General features: G+C 45.8%; 25 protein-coding genes. 6 read left to right on the plus strand and 19 right to left on the minus strand.

Translation table 11 applies throughout. The features are described 5' to 3' along the window. Positions 1–4: 4 nt before the first annotated feature. Positions 5–1327, minus strand: coding sequence for a FecR domain-containing protein (locus ICN40_RS06745; protein WP_216243033.1), 1323 nt, complete (start codon positions 1325–1327; stop codon positions 5–7). 10 nt (positions 1328–1337) lie between these two features. Beyond that, the gene (locus tag ICN40_RS06750; RefSeq protein WP_071464394.1) at positions 1338–2042 is read right to left on the minus strand and encodes a response regulator transcription factor; all 705 of its coding nucleotides are present in this window, start codon (positions 2040–2042) and stop codon (positions 1338–1340) included. A gap of 436 nt (positions 2043–2478) precedes the next feature. Here ICN40_RS06750 and ICN40_RS06755 point away from each other — a divergent pair, with 436 nt between their 5' ends. The 5 genes from ICN40_RS06755 (at position 2479) to ICN40_RS06775 (ending at position 6469) form a co-directional block, all read left to right on the plus strand. Further along, complete coding sequence (locus tag ICN40_RS06755) at positions 2479–3291, plus strand: peptidylprolyl isomerase (RefSeq protein ID WP_071464393.1); 813 nt, start codon at positions 2479–2481, stop codon at positions 3289–3291. 648 nt (positions 3292–3939) lie between these two features. Beyond that, entirely contained in the window at positions 3940–4293 is a 354-nt protein-coding gene (locus ICN40_RS06760) for a hypothetical protein (protein WP_071464392.1), read from the plus strand. 1 nt (position 4294) lies between these two features. After that, a complete protein-coding gene (locus ICN40_RS06765) occupies positions 4295–4876 on the plus strand; it encodes a response regulator transcription factor (protein ID WP_216243035.1) in 582 nt (193 codons plus the stop codon). A gap of 224 nt (positions 4877–5100) precedes the next feature. Then, complete coding sequence (locus tag ICN40_RS06770) at positions 5101–6243, plus strand: fatty acid desaturase (RefSeq protein ID WP_308281773.1); 1143 nt, start codon at positions 5101–5103, stop codon at positions 6241–6243. Positions 6244–6283: 40 nt separating this feature from the next. Next, a complete protein-coding gene (locus tag ICN40_RS06775; RefSeq protein ID WP_041396810.1) occupies positions 6284–6469 on the plus strand; it encodes a hypothetical protein in 186 nt (61 codons plus the stop codon). Between the two features lie 40 nt (positions 6470–6509). Here the strand turns inward: ICN40_RS06775 and ICN40_RS06780 are convergent, their stop codons facing one another. Then, complete coding sequence (locus tag ICN40_RS06780; RefSeq protein ID WP_216860748.1) at positions 6510–7154, minus strand: MBL fold metallo-hydrolase; 645 nt, start codon at positions 7152–7154, stop codon at positions 6510–6512. A 79-nt stretch (positions 7155–7233) separates the two neighbouring features. On the opposite strand from ICN40_RS06780, the gene gcvH reads away from it, so the two are divergent. Then, positions 7234–7626, plus strand: coding sequence for a glycine cleavage system protein GcvH (gene gcvH, locus ICN40_RS06785; protein WP_072582056.1), 393 nt, complete (start codon positions 7234–7236; stop codon positions 7624–7626). 13 nt (positions 7627–7639) lie between these two features. Here the strand turns inward: gcvH and priA are convergent, their stop codons facing one another. The 16 genes from priA to ICN40_RS06865 form a co-directional block, all read right to left on the minus strand. Then, positions 7640–9766 carry a primosomal protein N' gene (priA, locus tag ICN40_RS06790; RefSeq protein WP_216243036.1) on the minus strand — a complete coding sequence of 709 codons (2127 nt, stop codon included), beginning with the start codon at positions 9764–9766 and terminating at the stop codon, positions 7640–7642. Between the two features lie 265 nt (positions 9767–10031). Beyond that, the gene (gene hemE / locus ICN40_RS06795; protein WP_216243075.1) at positions 10032–11150 is read right to left on the minus strand and encodes a uroporphyrinogen decarboxylase; all 1119 of its coding nucleotides are present in this window, start codon (positions 11148–11150) and stop codon (positions 10032–10034) included. Between the two features lie 9 nt (positions 11151–11159). Then, positions 11160–11576 carry a F0F1 ATP synthase subunit epsilon gene (locus tag ICN40_RS06800; protein WP_215321259.1) on the minus strand — a complete coding sequence of 139 codons (417 nt, stop codon included), beginning with the start codon at positions 11574–11576 and terminating at the stop codon, positions 11160–11162. A gap of 12 nt (positions 11577–11588) precedes the next feature. Further along, positions 11589–12989: a F0F1 ATP synthase subunit beta gene (gene atpD / locus ICN40_RS06805; protein WP_072582052.1), complete on the minus strand. Its 1401-nt coding sequence runs from the start codon at positions 12987–12989 to the stop codon at positions 11589–11591. 55 nt (positions 12990–13044) lie between these two features. Continuing rightward, on the minus strand, positions 13045–13914 hold the full coding sequence (gene atpG / locus ICN40_RS06810) for a F0F1 ATP synthase subunit gamma (RefSeq protein ID WP_072582051.1): 870 nt from the start codon (positions 13912–13914) through the stop codon (positions 13045–13047). Between the two features lie 17 nt (positions 13915–13931). Then, positions 13932–15473: a F0F1 ATP synthase subunit alpha gene (gene atpA, locus ICN40_RS06815; protein ID WP_072582050.1), complete on the minus strand. Its 1542-nt coding sequence runs from the start codon at positions 15471–15473 to the stop codon at positions 13932–13934. A 45-nt stretch (positions 15474–15518) separates the two neighbouring features. After that, entirely contained in the window at positions 15519–16055 is a 537-nt protein-coding gene (locus ICN40_RS06820) for a F0F1 ATP synthase subunit delta (protein WP_215358818.1), read from the minus strand. Between the two features lies 1 nt (position 16056). Next, positions 16057–16527 carry a F0F1 ATP synthase subunit B gene (locus ICN40_RS06825; protein ID WP_072582048.1) on the minus strand — a complete coding sequence of 157 codons (471 nt, stop codon included), beginning with the start codon at positions 16525–16527 and terminating at the stop codon, positions 16057–16059. A gap of 63 nt (positions 16528–16590) precedes the next feature. Continuing rightward, on the minus strand, positions 16591–16857 hold the full coding sequence (atpE, locus tag ICN40_RS06830) for a F0F1 ATP synthase subunit C (RefSeq protein ID WP_011901869.1): 267 nt from the start codon (positions 16855–16857) through the stop codon (positions 16591–16593). A gap of 45 nt (positions 16858–16902) precedes the next feature. After that, positions 16903–17778, minus strand: a complete 876-nt coding sequence (gene atpB / locus ICN40_RS06835; protein WP_215321256.1) for a F0F1 ATP synthase subunit A — start codon at positions 17776–17778, stop codon at positions 16903–16905. A 40-nt stretch (positions 17779–17818) separates the two neighbouring features. After that, complete coding sequence (locus tag ICN40_RS06840; protein ID WP_216243038.1) at positions 17819–18310, minus strand: ATP synthase subunit I; 492 nt, start codon at positions 18308–18310, stop codon at positions 17819–17821. Positions 18311–18379: 69 nt separating this feature from the next. Continuing rightward, the gene (locus ICN40_RS06845) at positions 18380–19270 is read right to left on the minus strand and encodes a ParB/RepB/Spo0J family partition protein (RefSeq protein WP_216243040.1); all 891 of its coding nucleotides are present in this window, start codon (positions 19268–19270) and stop codon (positions 18380–18382) included. A 24-nt stretch (positions 19271–19294) separates the two neighbouring features. After that, positions 19295–20065, minus strand: a complete 771-nt coding sequence (locus ICN40_RS06850; RefSeq protein WP_216243042.1) for a ParA family protein — start codon at positions 20063–20065, stop codon at positions 19295–19297. 18 nt (positions 20066–20083) lie between these two features. Next, positions 20084–20752: a 16S rRNA (guanine(527)-N(7))-methyltransferase RsmG gene (gene rsmG / locus ICN40_RS06855; protein ID WP_216243044.1), complete on the minus strand. Its 669-nt coding sequence runs from the start codon at positions 20750–20752 to the stop codon at positions 20084–20086. Then, positions 20745–22667 carry a tRNA uridine-5-carboxymethylaminomethyl(34) synthesis enzyme MnmG gene (gene mnmG / locus ICN40_RS06860; protein ID WP_216243046.1) on the minus strand — a complete coding sequence of 641 codons (1923 nt, stop codon included), beginning with the start codon at positions 22665–22667 and terminating at the stop codon, positions 20745–20747. Before mnmG ends, rsmG begins: the two co-directional genes overlap by 8 nt. Positions 22668–22773: 106 nt before the next feature. Then, positions 22774–23511 (minus strand): TSUP family transporter, encoded by a 738-nt coding sequence (locus ICN40_RS06865; protein ID WP_072582042.1) that lies wholly within the window; start codon positions 23509–23511, stop codon positions 22774–22776. Positions 23512–23608 lie beyond the last annotated feature (97 nt).

A 23608-nucleotide genomic window follows, 5' to 3' on the forward strand; every position in this document is an offset into this window, starting at 1 on the left:
GCCTTTAGTTTTGAGTAGCGGCTATTAATTCAAATCGACCATCTTGTCTCGTAGATAAGTTGTTGCCCACACTTGACTTAATCTCCCAGCGATAATTACCAACCGGCAATCCCTTAACTAACAGCACCTTTAGCTCCCTCGAAGGTTTATAGGCCTTCAATATTTCTACCGCTTGACCGTTTGGGGCAGCCTCAACCAGAGTTATGACTGGCTCTCGTAAACCAGTCAAATCAAACAATACACTGCATCGCTTTATATCTGCGCCACCACTCCGATCAACACAAATACCAAAAACACTTTCATCCCCCATTAAACCGCTGGCAGTTTGTGCAGACCAAGTAAGCATTTTTGCAGTTGACCCCAATTGGGTGGCCAAAAATAATGGCTCCTTCCGCTGGACTGAATCTTCCTCACTTACGAGATTGGCCGCCTGACTTTCCCTTAAGTAATATCTGTGAGAATTTGAGCTTCCTTGAAATACAAATAGATGCCATCCCAAAACCTGCTGAGCCTGTACCGATAAAAATTTTACCGGCGTAGGCAAGTCCTCGACCTTATCGGCCAAACCATCTTTTGGTATGACAACCCCTTTTTGCGCCGATACTCCCGCCTCTTCAATGTCAGCAACGCCTCTTGTTCCAACCAAACCAGAGCTCACCTCAACCTTACCAGCGCCGCTGGATCGATCAAACCCAACTCGGAACTCGGTGCCACGGACACCGGCAACAGAAGTTGGTGTATTGACACCAAAAGGCGCATCCCCGCTCTGACGCTTAGGAACCTTCACTTCGACACGCCCATCCAATAAATTAAGCTGAACTTCAGGCGATTTTTCAAGCGTACTTTTTCGTAACATGCCAATCTTGATGCTACCCCCTGAGGGCATACGCAGGATAGAGCGATCTTCAAATTGCAAAGAAAGGGCGCATTGCGGGGGCACTGTGATGACATCACCCTGATCAATAGTGCTGCCCAACTTTAGAGCTACGGCTTCATTAGCCCTCAAAATTGGCTCCGCGCATTTTGCATACACAACCACGGCTCTAGAGCGGTGATACCGGATCAATGAGCGAGGAATGAAGATGGTTTGCCCCGCCAGAATTTCATTCTTATTAATCCCCACATTGGCCGCTATTAGCTCTGGTAGCGCATCCTGAATTAAGTGCCTATCCAATATCAACTGGAGCGTATCTCCTTGCTGGACTTTATAGACCAGAGGCTTTGGCTCGGAATGGGCGGTTGGCTGCGCAACTATGAAAGTCGACCAAGCAAATATGCCGGTCGACACGAAAATACGCAGTAATACGAGGAAATTTTCTGTCGGCACAGCCAAAGAATTACTCTTCAGGAAAGGTTTGCATAAGCCTATAGCCGTAACCATAAACCGCCACCAACCTAGCCCTGCTTCCGGTTGCACCAATATGCAGCTTTTTTCTAATCCAGGCAATATGGACATCAAGCGTCCTAGATAATTCAGAGCCAGTAGATCCCCATACCTCTATTAATAATCGGTTGCGTGAAAGCGGACGATCTAATTCTGAGAATAAAAAGGAGGCTAGAGCAAACTCCTTCTCCGTTAGCGCAACGTCTTGATCATCGAATCTAACAAGATTAGCGGTTGGATGAAATCTGTAACCCAAGATCTCTTTTTCGCGACCAACCACCGGAGCATTTGTCTTCTGCGTTCGTCTTTGCACAGAACAAATACGAGCCAAAAACTCCCTAAGTCGAATCGGCTTAATACAATAATCATCAGCGCCAGCCTCAAGCGCAGCGACAATTTCACTCTCATCGTCTGTGCTAGTAAGAAATACAATAGGCTCAGTCATAGCAAGGTTTTTACGCATACGACTCAGCACGTCAAACCCATTTATTTTTGGAACATTCCAATCCAAAATAAATAGATCAAATGTTTCTCTAGGCAGAGCTCTTAGCAAAGACTCGCCATCAGTAAAAATCTTGGCTATGTGTCCATTTTTTTCAAGACAATCTTTAACCTCTTCCGCTAAAGTGGCCTCGTCCTCTAATATTGCAACGCGCATATGTAATCGAGCCTACCTGAATTTTAAATGCCATCTTCTGTCTTGAGGGCTATGGGTGAATTTTAACCCTAGAATTCATCCATTCATCGCATTAATAAACGCTTTGTGCGCCATTGAAAGCCATCTTATTACTGCTAATCTTCGCCAGGCCCGATGGATCTCCATAATTAACAATATTTAACATTGTTTTGACTGGAACCTAATTAGGATTGAACTTCATATTAAGCGCTAAAGAAAGCGGATGCTTTTCCTTTCGTTCAAGTGAAATAATTCTGCGTAGCAGACTCGGATTAGACGCAGCGAGTATTTAGGCTTAATATGAAACTGTATTGGTACTCGTATGGGATTAAATAGTCGCTCACTAGTCTTGTGTTGCTCATATTGAAACCCAATATCGCTGATACACTGCCACTAATAGCCACTCCAATTACCTCTAATGAAATCTATTTTTTTGGCCATTTCCTGCGCCTCTCTTTTGATGCTCTCTGGGTCAGTGCATGCACAATCTAATGGCACGATCATTGCAACTCTGAATGGGAATAAGATTACAACTCAGCAAGTCGATGAATTGCTTAAGCTCGCAGTTGATGATGGTACTCAAGTGACCCCAGAAATAAGGCAGCGAATCACTAATGAACTGATTATTCGAGAAGCCATTGTTCAGGAGGCAAAAAAAACAGGCTTAGCAACAAAAAACGACAATGCCCTTAAACTGAAATTAGCCGGTCAAAATGCAATCGTAGATCTCTGGTTTGCCGATTATTTTAAAAATCACCCCATTTCAGAAGCCGATATCAGAGCCGAATATGACAAACAGCTGGAGGCCAGTAAAGATCCTAAGAATGCAAATGAATATGAGATAGCCCAAATTGCGGTTGCCACCGAAATTGAGGCCACCGAAATGATCGTCAAATTAAATAATGGCAACTCTTTTGAGGCACTCGCTAGACAGTATTCGGTTGATAAGGGCACCGCTCAACAGGGTGGCCTGGCGGGGTGGTCTTTAAGCGGAAACCTAACTAGCCCATTAAATGACATTGTCCCCAATTTGAGCAAAGGCAAAGCTACCTCTAAGCCAATCCGCCTTGGAGCAAATTATTACATCATCAAATTAGTTGATGTCCGACCCTTTAAATTTCCAGCATACGAACAAGCAAAAAATCAATTAGCGCAACAAATGGCAAATCAAGAGCGGGAACAAGCAATTGCCCAAGTGTTGAAAGCATCTAATCTCAAAGTTATTCAATAGCATTTGTTGTTAGCAATAATGCCCAATATGCTAACTACCAAAGGGCTGGAATATCGTTAGGTAGCGTATTTTTAACCTCGCGCATTATTTCATCGAGGGCATCAACCTCAATTCAACCGCTCATTCAAGATTGAAGCTGGCCCTTAGCCGCCTGATATCTTGAAATTTCATCCGCACTAGAATAATTAAGACCCCAATACAGCTAAGCTGGACTCAAAATCTCTAGCCTACTATAGCCAAAGCAGCCCACAATAAAAAAAGACAATCCCTGTAGCGACCAGCAAGATAAAAATCAGCGAGCTAAGGGCCATTTCTAGAATATGCATTTTTTCTTTCCTAAATACCATTACGAATAGGTGGCTCAATAGCAAGAGCGGTGAAATTACTTCGGTTTCTATGGTGGGGTTTGGCCTCCGAATAAAGTAAAAATACAAGCCAAAAAATAGCGCTAAGCCGTATAACTTCGATTAGTCAAAACTCCCCCATCTAGTATTCACAGCTACTGGAAAACCATTTGGTAGCTGTAACGAAATTATGAGGCGAGAAATTTTTGGCGTCTCATGCATTAACAATTGTTAACAATTGTTATGTTCTGCAAGTAAAAATTAGTTAGATAATTTAAAACAATTAAACAAATTATTTAACCCCATGTCCCAGCAATCAAAAGCATCATCCCTCCGACAATTTATTTTTTTTGCTGATCAAATGCGCCAGATTGATAGGCGCTTTAATCTAAGCCCTAATGAGTCACATTTACTTGACCTAGTAGCACTTGCTAACGCATCAAGGCAGAATATTTTTATAAAGCAACTGTTATCTCAAAAAAATATTGCCTCATCTGCGACGCTGCACAAATTAATCAAGCAATTGGTGCGCAAAAAATTATTGAATTTAGTTGCCCATAGGCCCGATGGGCGACACAAAAAAGTTGTTCTCGCCAAATTAGGACATAACCGCTATGAACAACTTCATAAATCAATGGCTAACGCGTTGGGCGTCTAAAATGTTTGGGGAACATAAAGCAATGGAAGATAGCAAATCAAACTTTTTTCCCAACCCAAAACACACTGTTTACAAACTTCAGAATGTATTGCGAAACTCCAGCCTCTCGCCACAAAATTGTTCTGAGCCACCATTTCTGATTGCACTACAAAAAGAAGTTGCCTTCATTCGAGTCAACGACAGTAAACAAGAGCAGTTGCGCATACTCTCCACCATTAAAAGCCATCTACCAAATTTAAGGATAGTATTTATTGGGGGGCTTATTGATGCGCATCAAGTAATTGCGCTATTTCGCTCTGGCCTAAGCGATTACCTACAAGAGCCCACTGACGACGCTGAAATTTACGGGGCAGCAAAAAGAATTCGAGATTTTGTACATAAAAGGAAATATTGCCCTTCTGACCTAGGTCTAAGCAAACGTGAAGCGCAGGTTTGCGATCTTTTAGTTAAGGGTTTTAAAAATGTTGAGATAGCCGCTGAGCTGAACATATCGCCAGCAACGGTCAAGGTTCATAAATCAAGGGTGCTGCAGAAGGCCGGCGCAAGGACCTTACCAGACTTGGTGCGATTGGTTTCCATATAGTCCGGAATGAATCAAGCAAATACTGAATTTGCCCGGATTAAAAACTCTTTCAGTCGGTCGCCCTTAACTTCCGCACACCGAAAATCTTAGGTCAATAATAGTCAAAAGGGCTTCGCAGGTTCGATTCCTGCCGGGCGCGCCAAAAATCAAGGGGTTTTTGACCTACATCATGCGTGAAATTGCGAAAACCGCTATCATTTGCACCTAACTTATTGATTCTTATCGTGTCTACACATCTAAATACAGCCCTTTCAGAGCCTTCCTTAACTAATCCCTTGCACCCAGAGGCGCCATTACCGCATCGAAAAATCATTCGAAGCTGGCTAATCCCGATGGCACAAGGCGAAACTGGGCGCGCAATCATGCTCCTAGCAATCGATGCCTTCCTCTGGCTAGGCTGTATCGCAGGAACAGTCTTCGTAGAGAGCGTGTTGCTCAAAATTGTTTTTGGTTTGATTGCTGGCTTTGTAACGGGCCGCATCTTTATATTGGGTCACGATGCTTGCCATCAAAGTTACACGCCCAATCGCGAACTGAACAAAGTGTTAGGTCGTATTGCGTTCTTGCCATCTCTCACACCATATAGCTTGTGGGATGTTGGTCATAACGTTGTACATCACGGTCAAACCAATCTAAAGGGTTTTGATTTTGTATGGGCACCCCTATCAAAATCAGAATACGACGCACTTCCCCCGTTGCGTAAGGCTCTAGAGCGCCTTTACCGTAGCGGCTGGGGCCCTGTTTTTTATTACCTCATTGAAATTTGGTGGAGACGTGAGTACTTCCCAAATGCAAAAAACAAACCTGGTGATCGTCCCATTTTCTTAAAAGACAATTTGCTTGTTACCGCATTTGCAATCGTTTGGATTGGCTGCTTAATTGCTGGGGCCATTGCTACCGGGCAATCTATTTGGATTGGCTTGATCACTGGCTTTGCAGTGCCATTCTTGTTCTGGAACGGCATGATTGGATTTGTGGTTTACGTGCACCACACCCATCCAAAAGTCTCTTGGTATGACAAGAAATCGGAGTGGTTACGCGCCCAGCCGTTTGTATCCACAACCGTTCACCTGACTTTTAACTGGATTTGGGGCAAATTGATGCACCACATCATGGAGCACACTGCGCACCATGTGGATATGAGCGTACCGCTTTATCGCCTGCCAGAGGCCCAACAGACCCTAGAAACGATCCTTCCAGACCGTATTTTTGTGCAAAAGTTCTCTTGGGGCTGGTATTTTGATACTGCGCGTAAGTGCAAGCTCTATGACTTTGAAAACAAGGCCTGGTTAGATTTTGACGGCAACAAAACGGCTGATTCGGTTCGGGTTGTGCTAACCCCAGCCCCAGCGGGACAAAACGGGTAAAATAGATCTCTGTATAAGATTTGCCTTACCCGGATTACCCATGACTACATCGACTCCAGCAGCTACCCAAGAAACCTCCCAGAGCCTGAAATTTTGCTCTTCTTGCAGCCGTGAAAAACGACTTGAGGGTGGCACATGGATTCCGACAAGCAATCGCAAACAACGTTGGATTTGCGCAAGTTGCCTCTACAACCGTACGCATCGTACCGGTTCAGCAAAAACCTAATTACTCACTTGTAGTTCAAATAGCTAGATTCATTAATTAGCTACGCGCCATCTCCCACATAGGGGTTCGTTTTGCGCTCTTGACCAAACGTCGACATTGGTCCGTGACCAGGAACAAACTGTACATCATCTCCCAAGGGCCACAATTTGGTTTTAATCGCATTAATTAAATCTGCATGATTACCACGCGGAAAATCAGTTCTGCCAATTGAGCCCGCGAATAAAACATCGCCCACAATTGCAAGACGATCTTCTTTGTCAAAAAATACAACGTGACCAGGTGTGTGACCAGGGCAATGAAATACCTCTAGATCAATATTTCCCACCTGCACATGATCGCCATTATTTAACCAACGATCAGGCTCGAAAACTTTGGCATGCCCAAAACCAAAACGCACTGTTTGTTCTGGCAGCTGATCAATCCAAAAACGCTCCTCTTCTTGTGGCCCCTCAATAGGCACACCAAGCTGATCAGCCAAGTCTTTGGCGGCCGCGCAGTGATCTAAATGTCCATGCGTCAGTAATATCTTTTTAACCTTGCCACCCATCTGCTTAACGCCCTCAAGGATCTTTTCAATATCCCCGCCAGGATCAACGACAGCAGCATCGCCAGTCTCCTGGCAAACCAAAATCGAGCAATTTTGCTCATACGGAGTAACAGGAACAATTCCTAATTTAATTGGCATACGTACAAATAGTTAAGTGAATCATTGGGGAAAGCTAGTTTAGGGGAGTCGGCATAAAATGCACCTAAAGGATAAAACAATGAATAGCCAAGATACATTTAAATTTGCAGAAACTCACGAATGGGCCGATCAGGAAAATGATGGCTTAGTGTGGGTTGGTATTAGTAATCATGCGCAAGAGGCGCTAGGCGATGTGATGTTCTTTCAGGCCCCAAAGCTTGGGCAACAAGTAAAGCAGGGGGAGGCTATTGCCGTTATTGAGTCAGTGAAGGCGGCCAGTGATATTCATGCGCCAGTAAGCGGTGAGATTGTTGCCCTCAATGAAGCAGTGGATGCATCACCCGAGATCGTCAATGAAAATCCATACGGTGTTTGGCTATTCAAAATCAAACCCGCCTCCGATGAAATTCTTAACGAAGAACTCAATCAACTCCTGACCCCAGAAATATATAACGCGGGCCCTGGCGCCTGATATCTGAAATCAATCAGATTGAAATAGGGTCGCGCTCAATTAACCAACGAATGCGCCCTTCTTTACTAATGCGCCCCTGAGAGTTCTCTCGCAAATAAAGATCCATCGCCTCTAAGATTTCTTGCAGGGTTTTTCGATCATCAGACTCCACCAGAAGTTGAGCGCGCTCCGATCCAGCTACTCGCATCATCGCCTTAGGTACTGGATCATAGACTCTGAGGCCTTTATTGATGTGGCCCCGAGACTTTAAATATCCTTTCAAACCACTCAAAAACTGAATTGCTTTATCTAAACTTTTAGCCTCAGCATGGATGAGAGCCTGATAGGCAAATGGCGGCAAACCCGCTTCTTTTCTTTCATTGGCCGTAAAGCTTAAAAACCCATCTACGTCATGGCGCAGTAAAAACTGAAAAACCGCAGATTCTGGGAACTGGGTTTCAATATAAATAGCGCCGCCTGCTTCACCATCCTTATTGGATCGCCCAGCCCGTCCTGCAACCTGAACTAGCTGTGCAAATAATCGCTCTGCAGCCCTAAAATCTTGAGAAAACAATCTGCTGTCAGCATCCAATACAGCTACTAAGCCAATATTTTGGTAATCGTGCCCCTTGGCAATCATCTGGGTCCCAACCACAATATCGACATTGCCTTCGTGAATTTCCTGAAAGAGCTCTTCGGCACCCTTACTCTTTCTGCTGGAGTCTGTATCGACTCGCAGCACTCTTGCAGCCGGCCACATCTCCTCAATAGCATCTTCAATCTTTTGAGTTCCTTGTCCCAAGGTCTTCAAGTCGGCATTACCGCAATCCGGACAATGACTTGGAATTGATTTAACCAAGCCGCAGTGGTGGCAACTTAAAACTGACTTCCCGCCTAATGCTCCTGCTTTATGCAGCACCATATAGGAGCTACATTGCTCGCATCTTGAGAGCCATGAGCAAGCGCCGCAGCTAAGAACGGGGGCATAGCCTCGCCGATTGATGAGTATTAGGCTTTGCTGCTTATTTTCTAGATTCTGACTGACCGCATTAGCAAGAGTTTTAGTAATCAAACTTTTGGATTTTGGCTTCTCTATATCGCCCGGACTAAATTGCGTTTGTGGATCGCGCGTGTTAATCAGATGCACTCTTGGCAAGCTTGCGCCTTGTGCACGTTGATCCAGACGAATATATTCATAACGGTTAGCCCTGGCAGCCATCCAAGTCTCAAGCGATGGTGTAGCAGAGGCCAATAAGATCGGTATCTTAAGGTCGTGGGCACGCCATATCGCAAGATCCCTTGCAGAGTAACGAATACCATCTTGTTGCTTATAGGACGGGTCATGTTCTTCATCAACAACAATGGCGCGCAGATTAGGCAGGGGGGTTAATGCAGCCAATCTTGTTCCCAAAATAATTTGGGCTTTACCAGTCATCGCATCATGCCAAGCAATGCCTCTAACTTTTTCACTCACGCCACTGTGAAGCACCACCATTTTTTTATCTGGAAAATAAGCGCGCACTCTGCGCTCCAATTGTGGCGTTAAATTAATTTCCGGCACCAAGAGCAATACCTGTGCATTTGCATCTTCCAAAATGCCGCTTAACCAATTTAAAAATACAGCCGTCTTTCCGCTACCAGTTTGTCCTTGCAACAATATTGCTTTGAATTCTCCCGAAGGAATAGTGCGTAATTTTTCTAAGGCGAGTTTTTGACCATCGTTCAGCTGGGCCTCATCAACAAATCCCTCAACGGCCTCTAGCTTGTTTTTTTTCTTTTGCTTTTCTTGATCTGCAGCTAATTTCTTGGGGATCTTTTCCCAATCATCAGGCTTTTTCCACATCTGTGGAATGGTGGGAATAATGGTCTCGCCTAGCGCATGAATGTAATACTGGCTGGCAAAGTTCATTAACTTCAATATTGCAGGGTCCAAGGGGGGAAGGGGCGCAATCTTGCTTACCCCTTTTAATTTATCTAGTTCATAATCTGAGTGAGCACTTACTTTAATTACCAATCCCACCAGTGAGCTGTGCCCAAAGGGAACCTCAACTATTGCCCCCACTTGTGGGTCGCACCCTAATGCCTCTTCGTCCCACAAGTAGTCAAAGCCCTGGGCAAGGGGCTTATCAACAACAACTTGGACAACGATTGGAGGGGGCATGATTTACTTCAAATCTCTAGTTTGCTTGTGGATAAGTCTGTGGATATCATCCGAGGATTCTGATTTATAAGCTAATTTATCAGCTTTCGGATTCTGCACCCTTTTAAAGCTTTTTAGTAATTATTTATATAAATCAGTAACTTACAAAGATATTCGAAAGTGAATTTTCATCTTTATTCGCAATCTCACTGAATTTCGAATTTTCCCGCTATCTGTGCATAACTTTCGCCAAAAATCCTAGCGGCAAGTTAGCAATCACTCAGTATTACGACTTTGTCCTGAGAGCCCTTGAGCGCTCAATGACCGCTTCGGCGAGAGCCGCAACACTTTCAGGAGGAGTAAATTGAGAAATCCCATGCCCTAGATTAAAGACATGACCGTCTAGAGGATGTAAGCCGGATTTAAGGGCAGGAGCACTCGCCAAATCCTCAAGCAGGAGGTTTGCTTGCTGCGCAATTTGTTTTGGCTCTGAGAACAGAATAAGCGGGTCTAGATTACCTTGCAATGCTAATCGCTTGTTCAATGCCAGCAATTGTTTGCGTGCGCGACTCAGCGACATTGTCCAATCAATGGCAATAACATCAGCACCAACTTGCGCCATATCGTTCAACCAAATCCCGCCGCCTTTGGTAAACATAATTACTGGAATTTTTCTGCCTTCATGTTCGCGTGGCAATAAAGAAATCACTTTTTGCATTGAGGCCAGAGACATTTTTTGATACCAGCCATCTGGCAGCATTCCACCCCAAGTATCAAAAATCATCAAAGCTTGAGCGCCTGCTTTAACTTGCTCTATCAAATAGGCTGCCACTGACTGAGCATTGATATCAAGGATATGCTGCATCAAGTCAGGACGACTAAACATCATCGTTTTGGCATGACGAAAATCATCGGCACTTGAACCATCAACCATATAGCACGCCAATGTCCACGGGCTTCCCGAGAAACCAATTAATGGAACACGCTGCTTGCCATCCTGCATCAATGCTTTCCGAATTTCTGAAACCGCATCAAATACATATTTCAACTGATCCATGTCAGCAACGCGCAACTTCTTAACCGCCTCTTCAGTACGAAGAGGATGTTCAAAGCTTGGGCCTTCGCCAGCAGTAAATTTCAAGCCCAATCCCATGGCATCAGGGATTGTCAAAATATCGGAGAACAAAATCGCCGCATCCAACGGATAGCGATCTAAAGGCTGAAGGGTTACTTCAGTAGCGTATGCAGGATTTTTTGCGAGCCCTAAAAAACTTCCAGCTCTGGCGCGAGTAGCGTTGTACTCGGGGAGATATCGACCGGCTTGACGCATGAGCCAAAGCGGTGTTTGATCAACCGCTTCGCCCAGGCAGGCCTTTAAAAACCGATCATTTAACAGCAAGGAGATGACCGGCTATTACTTTTTACGACGGAAACGGGCAATTGCAGCCAGCTGTGCAGCCGCCATTGCAAACTCAGATTGGGCCAAAGCCAAATCAAAGTCAGTGCCACGGTTTTGCATCGCTTCTTCAGCACGTTTCTTAGCTTCAATCGCTTTAGCTTCATCAAGATCATGTCCGCGAATAGCGGTATCCGCTAAAACAGTAACGCGATCTGGCTGAACTTCTAAATAGCCACCTGCTACGAAAACAAACTCTTCATCACCATCAGCTTTTTCAATACGAACTGAGCCTGGACGAATGCGTGTAATCAAAGGAGTGTGGCCGCGCAAAATGCCGAGCTCACCACTTTCGCCAGGAAGCGCAACAAACTTAGCTTCCCCGCTGAAAATAGACTGCTCAGCACTTACTACATCGACGCGTATGGTTGACATAATTTCCCTAGATTAAAGCTTCTTGGCTTTCTCGATGGCTTCATCAATTGAACCCACCATATAGAACGCTTGCTCAGGCAAATGATCCAATTCGCCGCTGCAGATCATTTTGAAACCACGGATAGTTTCTTTCAATGGGACGTATTTGCCTGGTGAACCAGTAAACACTTCAGCAACGTGGAAAGGCTGGGACAAGAAACGCTGAATCTTACGAGCACGTGATACAGACAACTTATCTTCTGGTGACAACTCGTCCATACCCAAAATTGCAATAATGTCGCGCAACTCTTTATAACGCTGCAATGTCATCTGCACTTCGCGAGCTACTTCATAGTGCTCTTGACCGACTACTTGTGGGTCGAGCTGACGGCTAGTGGAATCCAATGGATCAACCGCTGGATAAATACCCAATGCAGCAATATCACGTGACAACACAACTGTGGAGTCAAGGTGCAAGAAGGTTGTAGCTGGTGACGGATCGGTCAAGTCATCCGCAGGAACGTAAACGGCCTGAATAGAGGTAACGGAACCAGTCTTGGTAGAAGTAATACGCTCTTGCAATTTGCCCATCTCTTCAGCCAATGTAGGCTGGTAACCCACAGCAGAAGGCATACGACCGAGTAACGCAGAAACTTCAGTACCGGCCAATGTGTAGCGATAAATATTGTCAACGAAGAACAAAATGTCACGGCCTTCGTCACGGAACGCTTCAGCCATTGTCAAACCAGTTAACGCAACGCGCAAACGGTTGCCAGGAGGTTCATTCATCTGACCAAACACCATCGCTACTTTGTCGATAACGTTAGATTCTTTCATCTCGTGGTAGAAGTCATTACCTTCACGAGTACGCTCACCAACACCGGCGAACACTGATAAACCTGAGTGTTGCTTAGCGATGTTGTTAATCAACTCCATCATGTTCACGGTCTTACCAACACCCGCACCACCGAACAAGCCAACCTTACCGCCTTTAGCAAACGGGCAAACTAAGTCAATAACCTTAATACCAGTTTCTAACAAGTCCACAGAAGGTGAAAGCTCATCAAACTTCGGTGCTGGCTGGTGAATGGCGCGACGCTCTTCAGTTGCAATCGGACCTGCGTCATCAATTGGGCGACCTAAAACGTCCATAATGCGCCCGAGTGTTGCTGGGCCAACAGGCACAGAAATTGGACCGCCAGTAGATTTCACTTCCATGCCACGACGCAAACCATCGCTTGCGCCCATGGCAATAGCGCGAACTACGCCGTCACCAATTTGTTGCTGAACTTCAAAGGTCAAACCTTTTTCAGCAAATGATTTTTCACCGCTATCAACTAATGTCAAAGCATCATAAATGTTTGGCATTTTGTCGCGTGGGAACTGAATGTCCACCACTGGACCGATACATTGCACGATATTTCCGTTACTCATCGCATTTCTCCGCTTTTAATTCCTGAATTCTTTCGTATTCCTAAACGCTGACCGCTTAAACCGCAGCCGCTCCGCCAACAATTTCTGACAACTCTTTAGTAATAGCAGCCTGTCGTGTTTTGTTGTATTCCAATTGCAATTCGCCGATTACGTTCTTCGCATTATCTGAAGCGGCCTTCATAGAGACCATACGTGCAGACTGCTCAGAAGCCATGTTTTCAGCAACTGCCTGATAAATCATTGCTTCAACGTAACGCTTAAGCAGGCCATTCAAAATAGACTCTGCATCAGGTTCGTAGATGTAATCCCAAGAATTGCCTGTTTTCTCTTGTGGAGTCAAAGCTTCTGGCTCCAAAGGCAAGAGTTTTTCTAAAACAGGCTCTTGTTTCATTGCATTTACAAAGCGGGTAAATGCCAAATAAACGGCATCAATCTCGCCACGCTCAAACGCTTCTAATTGGGCAACAATTGCGCCAATCAAAACATCCATATGTGGTGTATCACCAATTTGGATTGTTTGAGAAATCAGTTTTGCTTTTGAGCGATTCAAAAATTGCAAGCCTTTTGAACCAATTGCGGTGTACGCAATCTCAATATTTTGTTCTTGCAAATCGCGCACTTGGTTAGCAATCAAACGCAAGACGTTGGTATTTAAACCGCCGCATAAGCCTTTATCTGTTGTAACCAAAATCGTGCCAACTTTCTTCACCTCACGAGTCGCCATGTAAGCAGGGCGAAACTCTGGATTTGCTTTAGAAAGGTTGGCAACAATCTCACGAATTTTTTCAGCATAGGGGCGCGCATTACGCATACGCTCCTGGGCGCGCCGCATCTTGGATGCGGCGACCATTTCCATTGCCTTCGTGATCTTGCGCGTGTTTTGCACGCTCTTGATCTTAGATCGTATCTCTTTTGTGCTTGCCATGATTTATGCGAGCCCTCTTAGAAAGAGGCAGAACGCTTGTAATCCTCAATGGCAGCGCGCAATGCAGCTTCGTCATCTTTGCTCAAATCTTTGGTTTCTTCAATACGCGCAACTAAGTCAGCGAATTTAGATTTCAAATGATCTTGCAAACCTTTTTCGAATGGCAATACATTCTTCACTTCGAGATCATCGAAATAGCCGTTATTAACAGCATAAAGTGAAGCGGCCATTTCCCAAACTTGGAGTGGCTTGTATTGAGCTTGCTTACACAATTCAGTAACGCGACGTCCACGTTCGAGCTGCTTGCGGGTTGCTTCGTCAAGATCAGATGCGAACTGAGCAAATGCTGCTAATTCACGATATTGCGCTAAGTCGGTACGAATACCGCCAGACAATTTCTTAATCACTTTAGTTTGTGCAGCACCACCAACGCGGGAAACAGAAATACCGGCGTTAATCGCAGGACGCACACCAGCGTTGAACAAGTCAGTTTCCAAGAAGATCTGACCGTCAGTAATTGAAATTACGTTGGTTGGAACGAATGCAGAAACGTCACCAGCTTGGGTTTCAATGATTGGCAATGCAGTCAATGAACCAGTCTTACCTTTTACGGCGCCATTGGTGAACTTCTCAACATACTCAGCATTTACACGTGCAGCGCGCTCGAGTAAGCGTGAGTGGAGGTAGAACACATCGCCAGGATAAGCTTCGCGGCCTGGTGGGCGACGGAGCAACAAGGAGATTTGACGATAAGCAACCGCTTGCTTAGTTAAGTCATCGTAAACAATCAAAGCGTCTTCGCCGCGATCTCGGAAGTATTCACCCATGGTGCAGCCTGCGTAAGCAGAGAGGTACTGCATCGCTGCAGACTCAGAAGCGCTCGCTGCAACAACAACTGTGTACTCCATCGCGCCCAATTCTGTGAGCTTGCGAACAACGTTAGCAATAGTGGAAGCTTTTTGACCGATCGCCACGTAAACGCAATAAACGCCTTTACCTTTTTGGTTAATGATCGCGTCAACCGCAACTGCAGTCTTACCAGTTTGACGGTCGCCAATGATCAACTCACGCTGACCACGGCCAATTGGAACCATCGCATCAATCGCCTTCAAACCAGTTTGAACTGGCTGGCTAACGGATTGACGTGCGATAACTCCTGGAGCAACTTTTTCGATAAAGTCAGTTAACTTCGTATTGATTGGGCCTTTGCCATCAATAGGCTGACCGAGTGCGTTTACAACGCGACCGAGCAACTCTGGGCCAACTGGAACTTCCAAAATACGGCCCGTACATTTCACTGGGTCGCCTTCTTTAATGTGAGTGTATTCACCCAACACTACGGCACCAACAGAATCACGCTCAAGGTTTAATGCAAGGCCGATAGTGTTGTTAGGAAATTCCAACATTTCGCCCTGCATAACGCCTGACAAGCCATGTACGCGGCAAATACCGTCGGTCACTGAAATTACAGTGCCTTCGTTGCGAACTTGGGAGTCAACGCCCAATTCGCTAATTCGGCTTTTGATCAGCTCGCTGATCTCGGAAGGGTTGAGTTGCATTACTTACTCCTGGGTCTTATTTCGTATGTTCTTAATAGGGATCACTTATGCGCCAAGACTTGCTTGCATTTGAGCTAACTGGGCCTTAACTGAACTATCCATTACTTCATCGCCAACCTGAATGCGAACTCCGCCAATCAATGTTGGATCAATTTGGATAGTTGGGCGCAATTCTTTACCCCCAAAGCGCTTCTTCAAACTTGACAACAAATCATTTAACGCAGAACCCTCTAAAGGGAATGCGCTAGTAATATTTACTTCTGCAGCGCCCTCGCTTTTGTTCTTCATTGCTTCAAATTGATGGGCAATTTCAGGAACGGCTGCTAAGCGGTGGTTTTGATTCACAAGATTCAAAAAGCTGGCAACCTTGCCATCTAACTTGGTCTTCACCATGCCAGAAAGTAACTTGCTTAAATCATCAGCCGAGACTTTTGGGTTATTTGACAATGCAGCAACTTCTGGCAAAGCAGCAAGCTGAGCCAATTCATTTAATTGCTCCAAACAGCCTGCAAGCTCAGCCGGCTTAGCACTTTGAAAAAGTGCTTCCGCGTAAGGACGTGCAATGGTGGCTAATTCAGCCATATCAAAGTTCTGCCTTTAGTTGGTCAAGTAATTGGCCATGCGCTTTTGCATCAACTTCGCGACGCAAAATTTGCTCGGCGCCTTTAACAGCGAGAACAGCCACTTCAGCGCGCAGAACTTCGCGGGCACGAGTAACTTGCTGGGCTGCGTCTTGTTGCGCCTGCGAAATGATTCGAGCGGCTTCAGCTTGTGCGTTAGCGCGAATTTCTTCGGCTGACATTTGTGCACGTTTTTCAGCTTCAGCAACGCGTTGAACACCTTCTTGACGTGCTTTAGTTAATTCTTGCTCAGCTTCATTGCTGGCTAATGCGAGAGCTTCTTTACCACGCTCGGCAGCAGCTAAACCATCAGCAATTTTGCTTGAACGCTCATCTAACGCCTTAACTAGCGGCGGCCACACAAAGCGTGCAACAACCCACCATAAGACGAAGAAAACGATCATTTGCGCGAATAGGGTCGCGTTCAGATTCACGATATTCCTTTCAGTATTGTTGAGAACAGTTGGATGACCCTTTGGTCATCCACGCCAAAACAATTACTTAATAACTGCGAGCAGTGGGTTTGCGAAAGCAAACAACATTGCAACACCAACGCCGATCAAGAACGCAGCATCGATCAAACCAGCCAAAAGGAACATCTTAGTTTGGAGTGGCTCCATCAATTCTGGTTGACGTGCACAAGCTTCGATATATTTACCGCCCATCAATGCGATGCCCAAACATGCACCGATCGCGCCGAGGCCGATGATGATGCCGATACAGATAGCTGTTGAACCTTGAATAGTTGCTAAAAATGCTTGCATGTTGCTGACTCCTGAAGTTAAAAGAGGTAAGTTAAAAATAAAATCTTAGTGATGGCTATGCGCTTGCCCGATGTAAACCAAAGTCAACATCATGAAAATAAAGGCTTGCAACAAAATAACCAAAATGTGGAAGATGGCCCAAGCTGATCCAGCAATAACGTGGCCCACCAATCCGAACAGGGATAAATCTAAATTAAAGGTCCATACGCTACCAAGCAAGGCAATCAATAAAAAGACCAATTCGCCAGCGTACATATTGCCGAAAAGTCGCATTCCTAAAGAAACGCCTTTCGCCAAATACTCAATGATGTTCAATGCAAGGTTGAATGGGGCTAAATACCATTTCGCACCAAAAGGGGCAGAAATGAGTTCATGCAAAAAGCCGCCAAATCCTTTTACTTTGAAGCTGTAAAAGAATACTAAAACCAACACTGATAGGGACATGCCCATAGTTGCATTTAAATCGGTTGTGGGAACCATACGGTTGTGCGGTACATGTCCGCCAAAGTTACCGATGAAATGATTTACGCCCAACACCCAATCCACAGGAATTAAGTCAAGGGTGTTTAAGAGGATGATCCAGAAAAATACGAAGAGCGCGAGAGGCGCAATGAAAGTGCGATCACCATGAACAATACTCTTGGCTTGGGTATCGACCATCTCCACAATCATTTCAATCAAAGACTGAAACCGACCAGGAACGCCAGGGGTTGCACGACGCGCCGCAATCAACAAAATAAATACCGCTATAAAGCCCATCAATGAAGCCCAAAAAATGGTATCTAAATTGATGACGCTGAAATCAACGATGGAGGATTGATGCTCACCAGTGCTGGTGAGATTTTGTAAATGCTCAGAAATGTACGCGGTTGGCGTCATTTGCTCGGCTGCCTCGTGGGCTTGGTGTACTTCGCTAGACATCTCTTAACTAGTCCTTTGTTTCAATCTCAATTGTCACTACTTAGCGCCACAACCACGCCAGCCATACACATTTCAAGGCAAGCAGGTAAGTCACCAACAAGGGGACCCAAAGCACGCCAGGGACGTAATACGCAATCCCTATAAACAGCATCAACGTCATGGCGATTTTGATAAATTCACCCGAAACCAATGCCGCCAAAAATCTTCCTGGATTCAATCTTTGCGATTTTGTTGCCAACTCCAACCTGACTAAAAACAGGGCTGTAGGCAAGACGCTAATTAAACCACCTAAAAAGGCCGACTGAGTATAAAGACTTACCCCTACCGGCTCCCCAAAAATTGACCAAAACACCATGCTGATAGCTGTAATCAACACTTGGGCCAAAATAATTTTCCACGGTGAAAGGGCTCGGTACTTTGTCGCATCACTTTGCCGCAGCGCAACAATTTCCTCTTTGCTGTAAACCCGGATAACTTCTTCGGGCTCATCCCACTCATCCACCTCGGAAAATTGATTTTTTTGAGGAATCAATTTAGCCCCGAAATTTTAGTGTGTGCAGTGCAATATGTCAAAGGATTTGGGGACATTTTTCGACCTAATTTAAGACTCAATACCCAGTTTTTTTAATAGGGAATCTAATTCATCGAATTGGCTGAACCGAAGCCTGAGCTCTCCACCTTTGCCTTTGAGCTTGAATTCCGTGCTTAGACCAATCAAATCTGCAATTTCTTGCGTCAAACGCTGCATATCTGGATCGCTGCTGGGTGAAGAAGTACTTGGCTTACTTTTAGCCTTTTTGTCTCCAATTTGACCGCCCGCAATCACCAAAGCAGCAGTCATTCTCTCCGCCTCACGGACAGACAGACCCTGTGCCGAGATTCTCTGGGCCAAAGCCACCTGGCTCGACCCGGGAAGGGGCAATAGCGCACGCGCATGTCCCATATCGATATCGCCGGCCAACAGCATGGCTTGGACCGGCTTTGCGAGCTGGGCAAGACGCAATAAGTTGGTAATTGCACTGCGAGACTTACCTACAGCCTTTGCTGCCTGCTCGTGCGTAAATCCAAACTCCTCAATCAACCTAGCTAAACCCTGTGATTCTTCGAGAGGATTTAAATCCTCTCGCTGCATATTTTCTACCAGGGCCATTGCCGCCGCAGCCTGATCATCGGCGCCAGAAACTAAAACCGGAACCTCTTTTAAGCCCGCAATAGTTGCCGCACGAAAGCGTCTTTCACCCGCAATAATTTCGTACTTACCAGGAGCCACCAGGCGAACTAATAAGGGCTGCATAACACCTTGCTCGCGAATACTTTCTGCCAACTCTTGCAATGCACCGGCTTCCATTTTTTGACGCGGCTGATATTTGCCTGCCTGCAAAGCAGTTAATGGCAAACGATTGATTTCAGTAGAAGAATTTTCTTGCTGCGTCTTTTCTCCAAGCAACGCCTCAAGACCTCTACCTAAACCTTTTTTCTTAATGGCAACCATGATCTTTATTGTTCTTTCTAAAAATTACATGTGCTTGATACGCTCAACCATCTCGGCACCAAACTCTAAATAGGCTTTTGCACCACGTGATGATTTATCGAAAGCCACCCCAGGAAGCCCGTAAGACGGGGCCTCTGCAAGACGAACATTGCGCGGAATTATGGTCTTAAATACTTTGTCGCCGAAGTGCTCCAGTAGCTGATCGGAAACTTGCTGTTGCAAAGTCATGCGCGCATCAAACATGACGCGCAATAAACCAATGATGACTAAGTCTGGATTCAAATTTGCATGCACTTGTTTGATGGTGTTTACCAAATCGGACAAACCCTCTAATGCAAAGTATTCACATTGCATTGGCACAATCACGCCATTTGCTGCGCACAATCCATTGAGCGTAAGTAAAGACAAAGCGGGCGGACAATCAATCAAAATAAAGTCGTAATCGTTTGCCACTTGAGCAAGCGCATCTTTCAAACGTGCTTCGCGTAAATCCAAATCTACCAATTCAATTTCAGCGCCCGCTAAATCACGATTAGCTGGCAACACATCATAGCCAGAGCTTTCACAACGCTGCACACATTCTTTAACTGATGTCATGCCAATTAACACCTGATATACGCTCGCGTTTAAATCTGCTTTCTCTATCCCTGAGCCCATGGTGGCATTACCTTGAGGATCAAGGTCCACCAACAAAACGCGCTGCTGTAGTCCTGCTAAGCCTGCCGCCAAATTAACGGCGGTAGTGGTCTTACCAACACCACCCTTTTGATTTGCAATACAGAAAATTTTTGCCATGGCTACTTTTGGGTTTACTTAAGAGGTGAGAGTGGATTTTCTCACGGGGGCCAACACCAAAAGGCGTCGCTCCACCGCTAAATTAGGGATGTGAAGGGGCTCATCGGCAACTAAGCGCCAATCGTCCATGGAAACATCTTTCATTTCGTCGTCAGCGCGCTTGGCCTTCATTGCAAATACCAGGCCATCGGGCTTTAAGAAGGGCAATGACAGATCCAAAAAACGTGCGAGATTTGTAAATGCCCGAGAAATGACTGCATCAAATTGTGCTGGATGTTGCATTGCAGCATCTTCCACTCTCTCGCACAGCACCTCAATGTTTTTCAATTTCAGTTTTCCGCGCACATGCTGCAGAAATGCCGTCTTCTTGCGGATGGCCTCAATCAGCGAAAGCTGCCACTCCGGCTGAACAATGGCAATAGGGATGGCCGGTAACCCGCCTCCTGAACCAAGGTCAGCAATCTTAGGAGACGGGCCCCTTAAGAAGCGTTTCAATACTGGCAAAACTGCAATAGAATCAATAAGATGCAGTCGAATAGAATCTTTCTCACCCTCGATTGCCGTGAGATTATGAACCTGGTTCCAGCGCCCCATTTCTTGCAAAAATAGCTCTAAATCGGCGATATTGCTTGGGCTTAATTCCAACCCAAGATCACCAATCCCTAAAGCAAGCAAACCCTCACTCATGGGTCTCTTGAGTGCGGCCCAAGCCTTTTTTAAGGTGCACCAATAGAAGCGAAAGTGCTGCAGGCGTGACCCCTGAAATGCGGCCAGCCTGACCTAATGTTTCGGGTTTATGCAAATTCAGCTTTTGCTGAACCTCTTTAGATAAGCCAATAACCTGGGAATAATCCAATGATTCCGATAAGGGAAATGATTCATTGTGTTCTTGACGAGCGATTTCTGTCGCCTGACGATCAATATAGCCCTGGTATTTAACTGAGATTTCTACCTGATCGCTAATTTGAGCAGCCAAGCCAAGATCTTCGTCTAGAGTTGCTGGGGCCCACATTCCATTACCCAAAGCGGTAATTGCTTCATAAGTAACCCCTGGGCGCCTCAATAACTCGGTTAAGTTGCATTCATGGGACAGGTCTTGACCCAGCAACTGAGAAACTAGGGGGGCAGCCTCATGTTTTGGCCCAACCCAAATGTCTTGCAAGCGAGATGTTTCACGTGAAACAGCCTCCTGTTTTCTGCAAAATACTTCCCAACGATAGTCATCCACCAAGCCAAGTTCGCGCCCAATCGTGGTTAGACGCATATCTGCATTGTCTTCCCGCAAACTCAGGCGATACTCTGCCCGGCTTGTAAACATGCGATAAGGCTCCTGGACACCACGGGTAATCAAATCATCAACCAAAACACCAATATAGGACTCGCTGCGCTTAGGCAGCCAAGGCTCTTTGCCCTTCGCTGCCAAGCCGGCATTGATTCCGGCCAGCATACCTTGCGCTGCAGCCTCTTCATAGCCTGTGGTGCCATTGATCTGGCCAGCGAAGTAAAGCCCGCCAATTGCCCTTGTCTCAAGGCTATGACGTAATTGGCGTGGATCAAAGAAGTCGTACTCAATTGCGTACCCAGGGCGGACAATCACCGCAGACTCCATACCCCGAATGCTGCGGACTAAGTCCCACTGAACATCAAAAGGTAAGCTGGTAGAAATCCCATTGGGGTAAAACTCGTTAGTTGTTAGGCCCTCTGGCTCCAAGAAGATCTGGTGACTGTTTCTGGAGGCAAAACGATGAATCTTGTCCTCAATAGAAGGGCAGTAACGGGGGCCAACTCCCTCAATCACACCGGTATACATAGGTGAACGATCTAAACCGCCTCGAATAATATCGTGAGTCTTTTCGTTTGTATGAGAAATCCAGCAAGGAACCTGCTTGGGGTGCTGCTCTGGACGCCCCAAATAAGAAAATACCGGCACTGGATCCAAGTCCCCAGGCTGCTCAAGCATGACTGAAAAGTCGATTGTTCGACCATCAATGCGAGGTGGGGTACCAGTCTTCAGTCTTCCCTGCGGAAGCTTCAACTCTTTTAATCTAGCCGATAAAGAAACTGCGGCAGGATCGCCTGCACGCCCACCAGCATAATTATTTAAGCCAACGTGGATTTTTCCATCCAAGAAGGTACCTGCCGTGAGGACCACTTTTTTTGCCTCGAACTCCAGCCCCATTTGGGTAACAACGCCCTGGACCTGATCACCCTTGACCAATAAGTCATCCACTGCAGCCTGGAAGATACTTAAATTAGGTTGATTTTCTAGACGGCGGCGAATGGCGGCCTTATATAGAACTCGGTCACCCTGAGCACGAGTGGCTCGAACAGCGGGGCCCTTACTAGAATTCAGGATGCGAAACTGAATGCCAGCCTCATCCGTAGCCGCAGCCATTGCGCCGCCCATGGCATCGATTTCTTTTACCAAATGACCCTTACCAATCCCGCCAATGGAAGGATTGCAGCTCATGGCGCCCAAGTTTTCAATACTATGGGTGATTAATAGGGTATCGCATCCCATACGCGCCGACGCAAGCGCGGCCTCAGTCCCAGCGTGACCGCCTCCAACCACAATGACATCGAAACTTTTGGAATAACGCATGATTTGCCTCAGATAGGGCGATGATCATAGCATTTTGTTTGTTTCACGTGAAACAAAAGATCAACAATTCCTAGAAAAACAAAGGTTTGATTTCTAAGTAATTGATTTAATTGATGAAATAAGCATTCCAGGCTGACTTCAATATCAGCACGCTAACAATGACCAAAAAGGCCTTTCTGACGAAAGCACTACCGTGTTTAATTGCAAGCCGGCTGCCGAACTGACTGCCGGCAATGTTGGCAATCATCATGACAAAACCAAGCGTCCAATTAATTTGACCCAGGCTAGCCAACATCAAAATAGCTGCTAGGTTGGTTGCTACGTTTACCAATTTTGTTGCCGCAGAGGCATGGAGAAAATCAAAACCAAAAAAGCGCACAAAACCAAACAATAAAAAGCTACCGGTACCGGGACCAAAGAAGCCGTCATAAAAACCAATTGTTAAGCCAAGAATTACACCCTTGAGTTGTTGAAAACGCCCAAGAATTTTCGGCGCATGCGCCTCTCCAAGCGAAGGCTGAAACCAGGTGTACAGAAGCAGGAACAACAAAACGAATGGCAACGCTTTGCGCAAAGGCTCAGCCGGGAAATTGCTCACTGCATTTGCGCCCAAAAGAGAGCCAACAAAACCTGCGACGATTGCTGGCAAAACAATTGCCCAAGGCAAAGAAACATGACCCAAAAATTTACGCGCAGCATTAAAGGTCCCACCAACCGCGGCAACCTTATTCGTCGCCAGCAAAGTTGCAGGTGGAACATTGGGATAAGCAGCAAACAGGGCCGGCACCTGAATCAGGCCGCCGCCTCCGGCTACAGCATCAACCAGCCCAGCAAAGAAAGCCATTGCTAAAAGCAGTGGCCATATGAAAATTGAAAATTCGATGAGAGTCTCTTTTAATTAAATGAGTGCGGCGAAAGCGCCGCACTAAAAATCAAATAAT

Origin of the sequence: Polynucleobacter sp. Fuers-14 (assembly GCF_018882045.1) — a bacterium.
GTDB lineage: Bacteria > Pseudomonadota > Gammaproteobacteria > Burkholderiales > Burkholderiaceae > Polynucleobacter.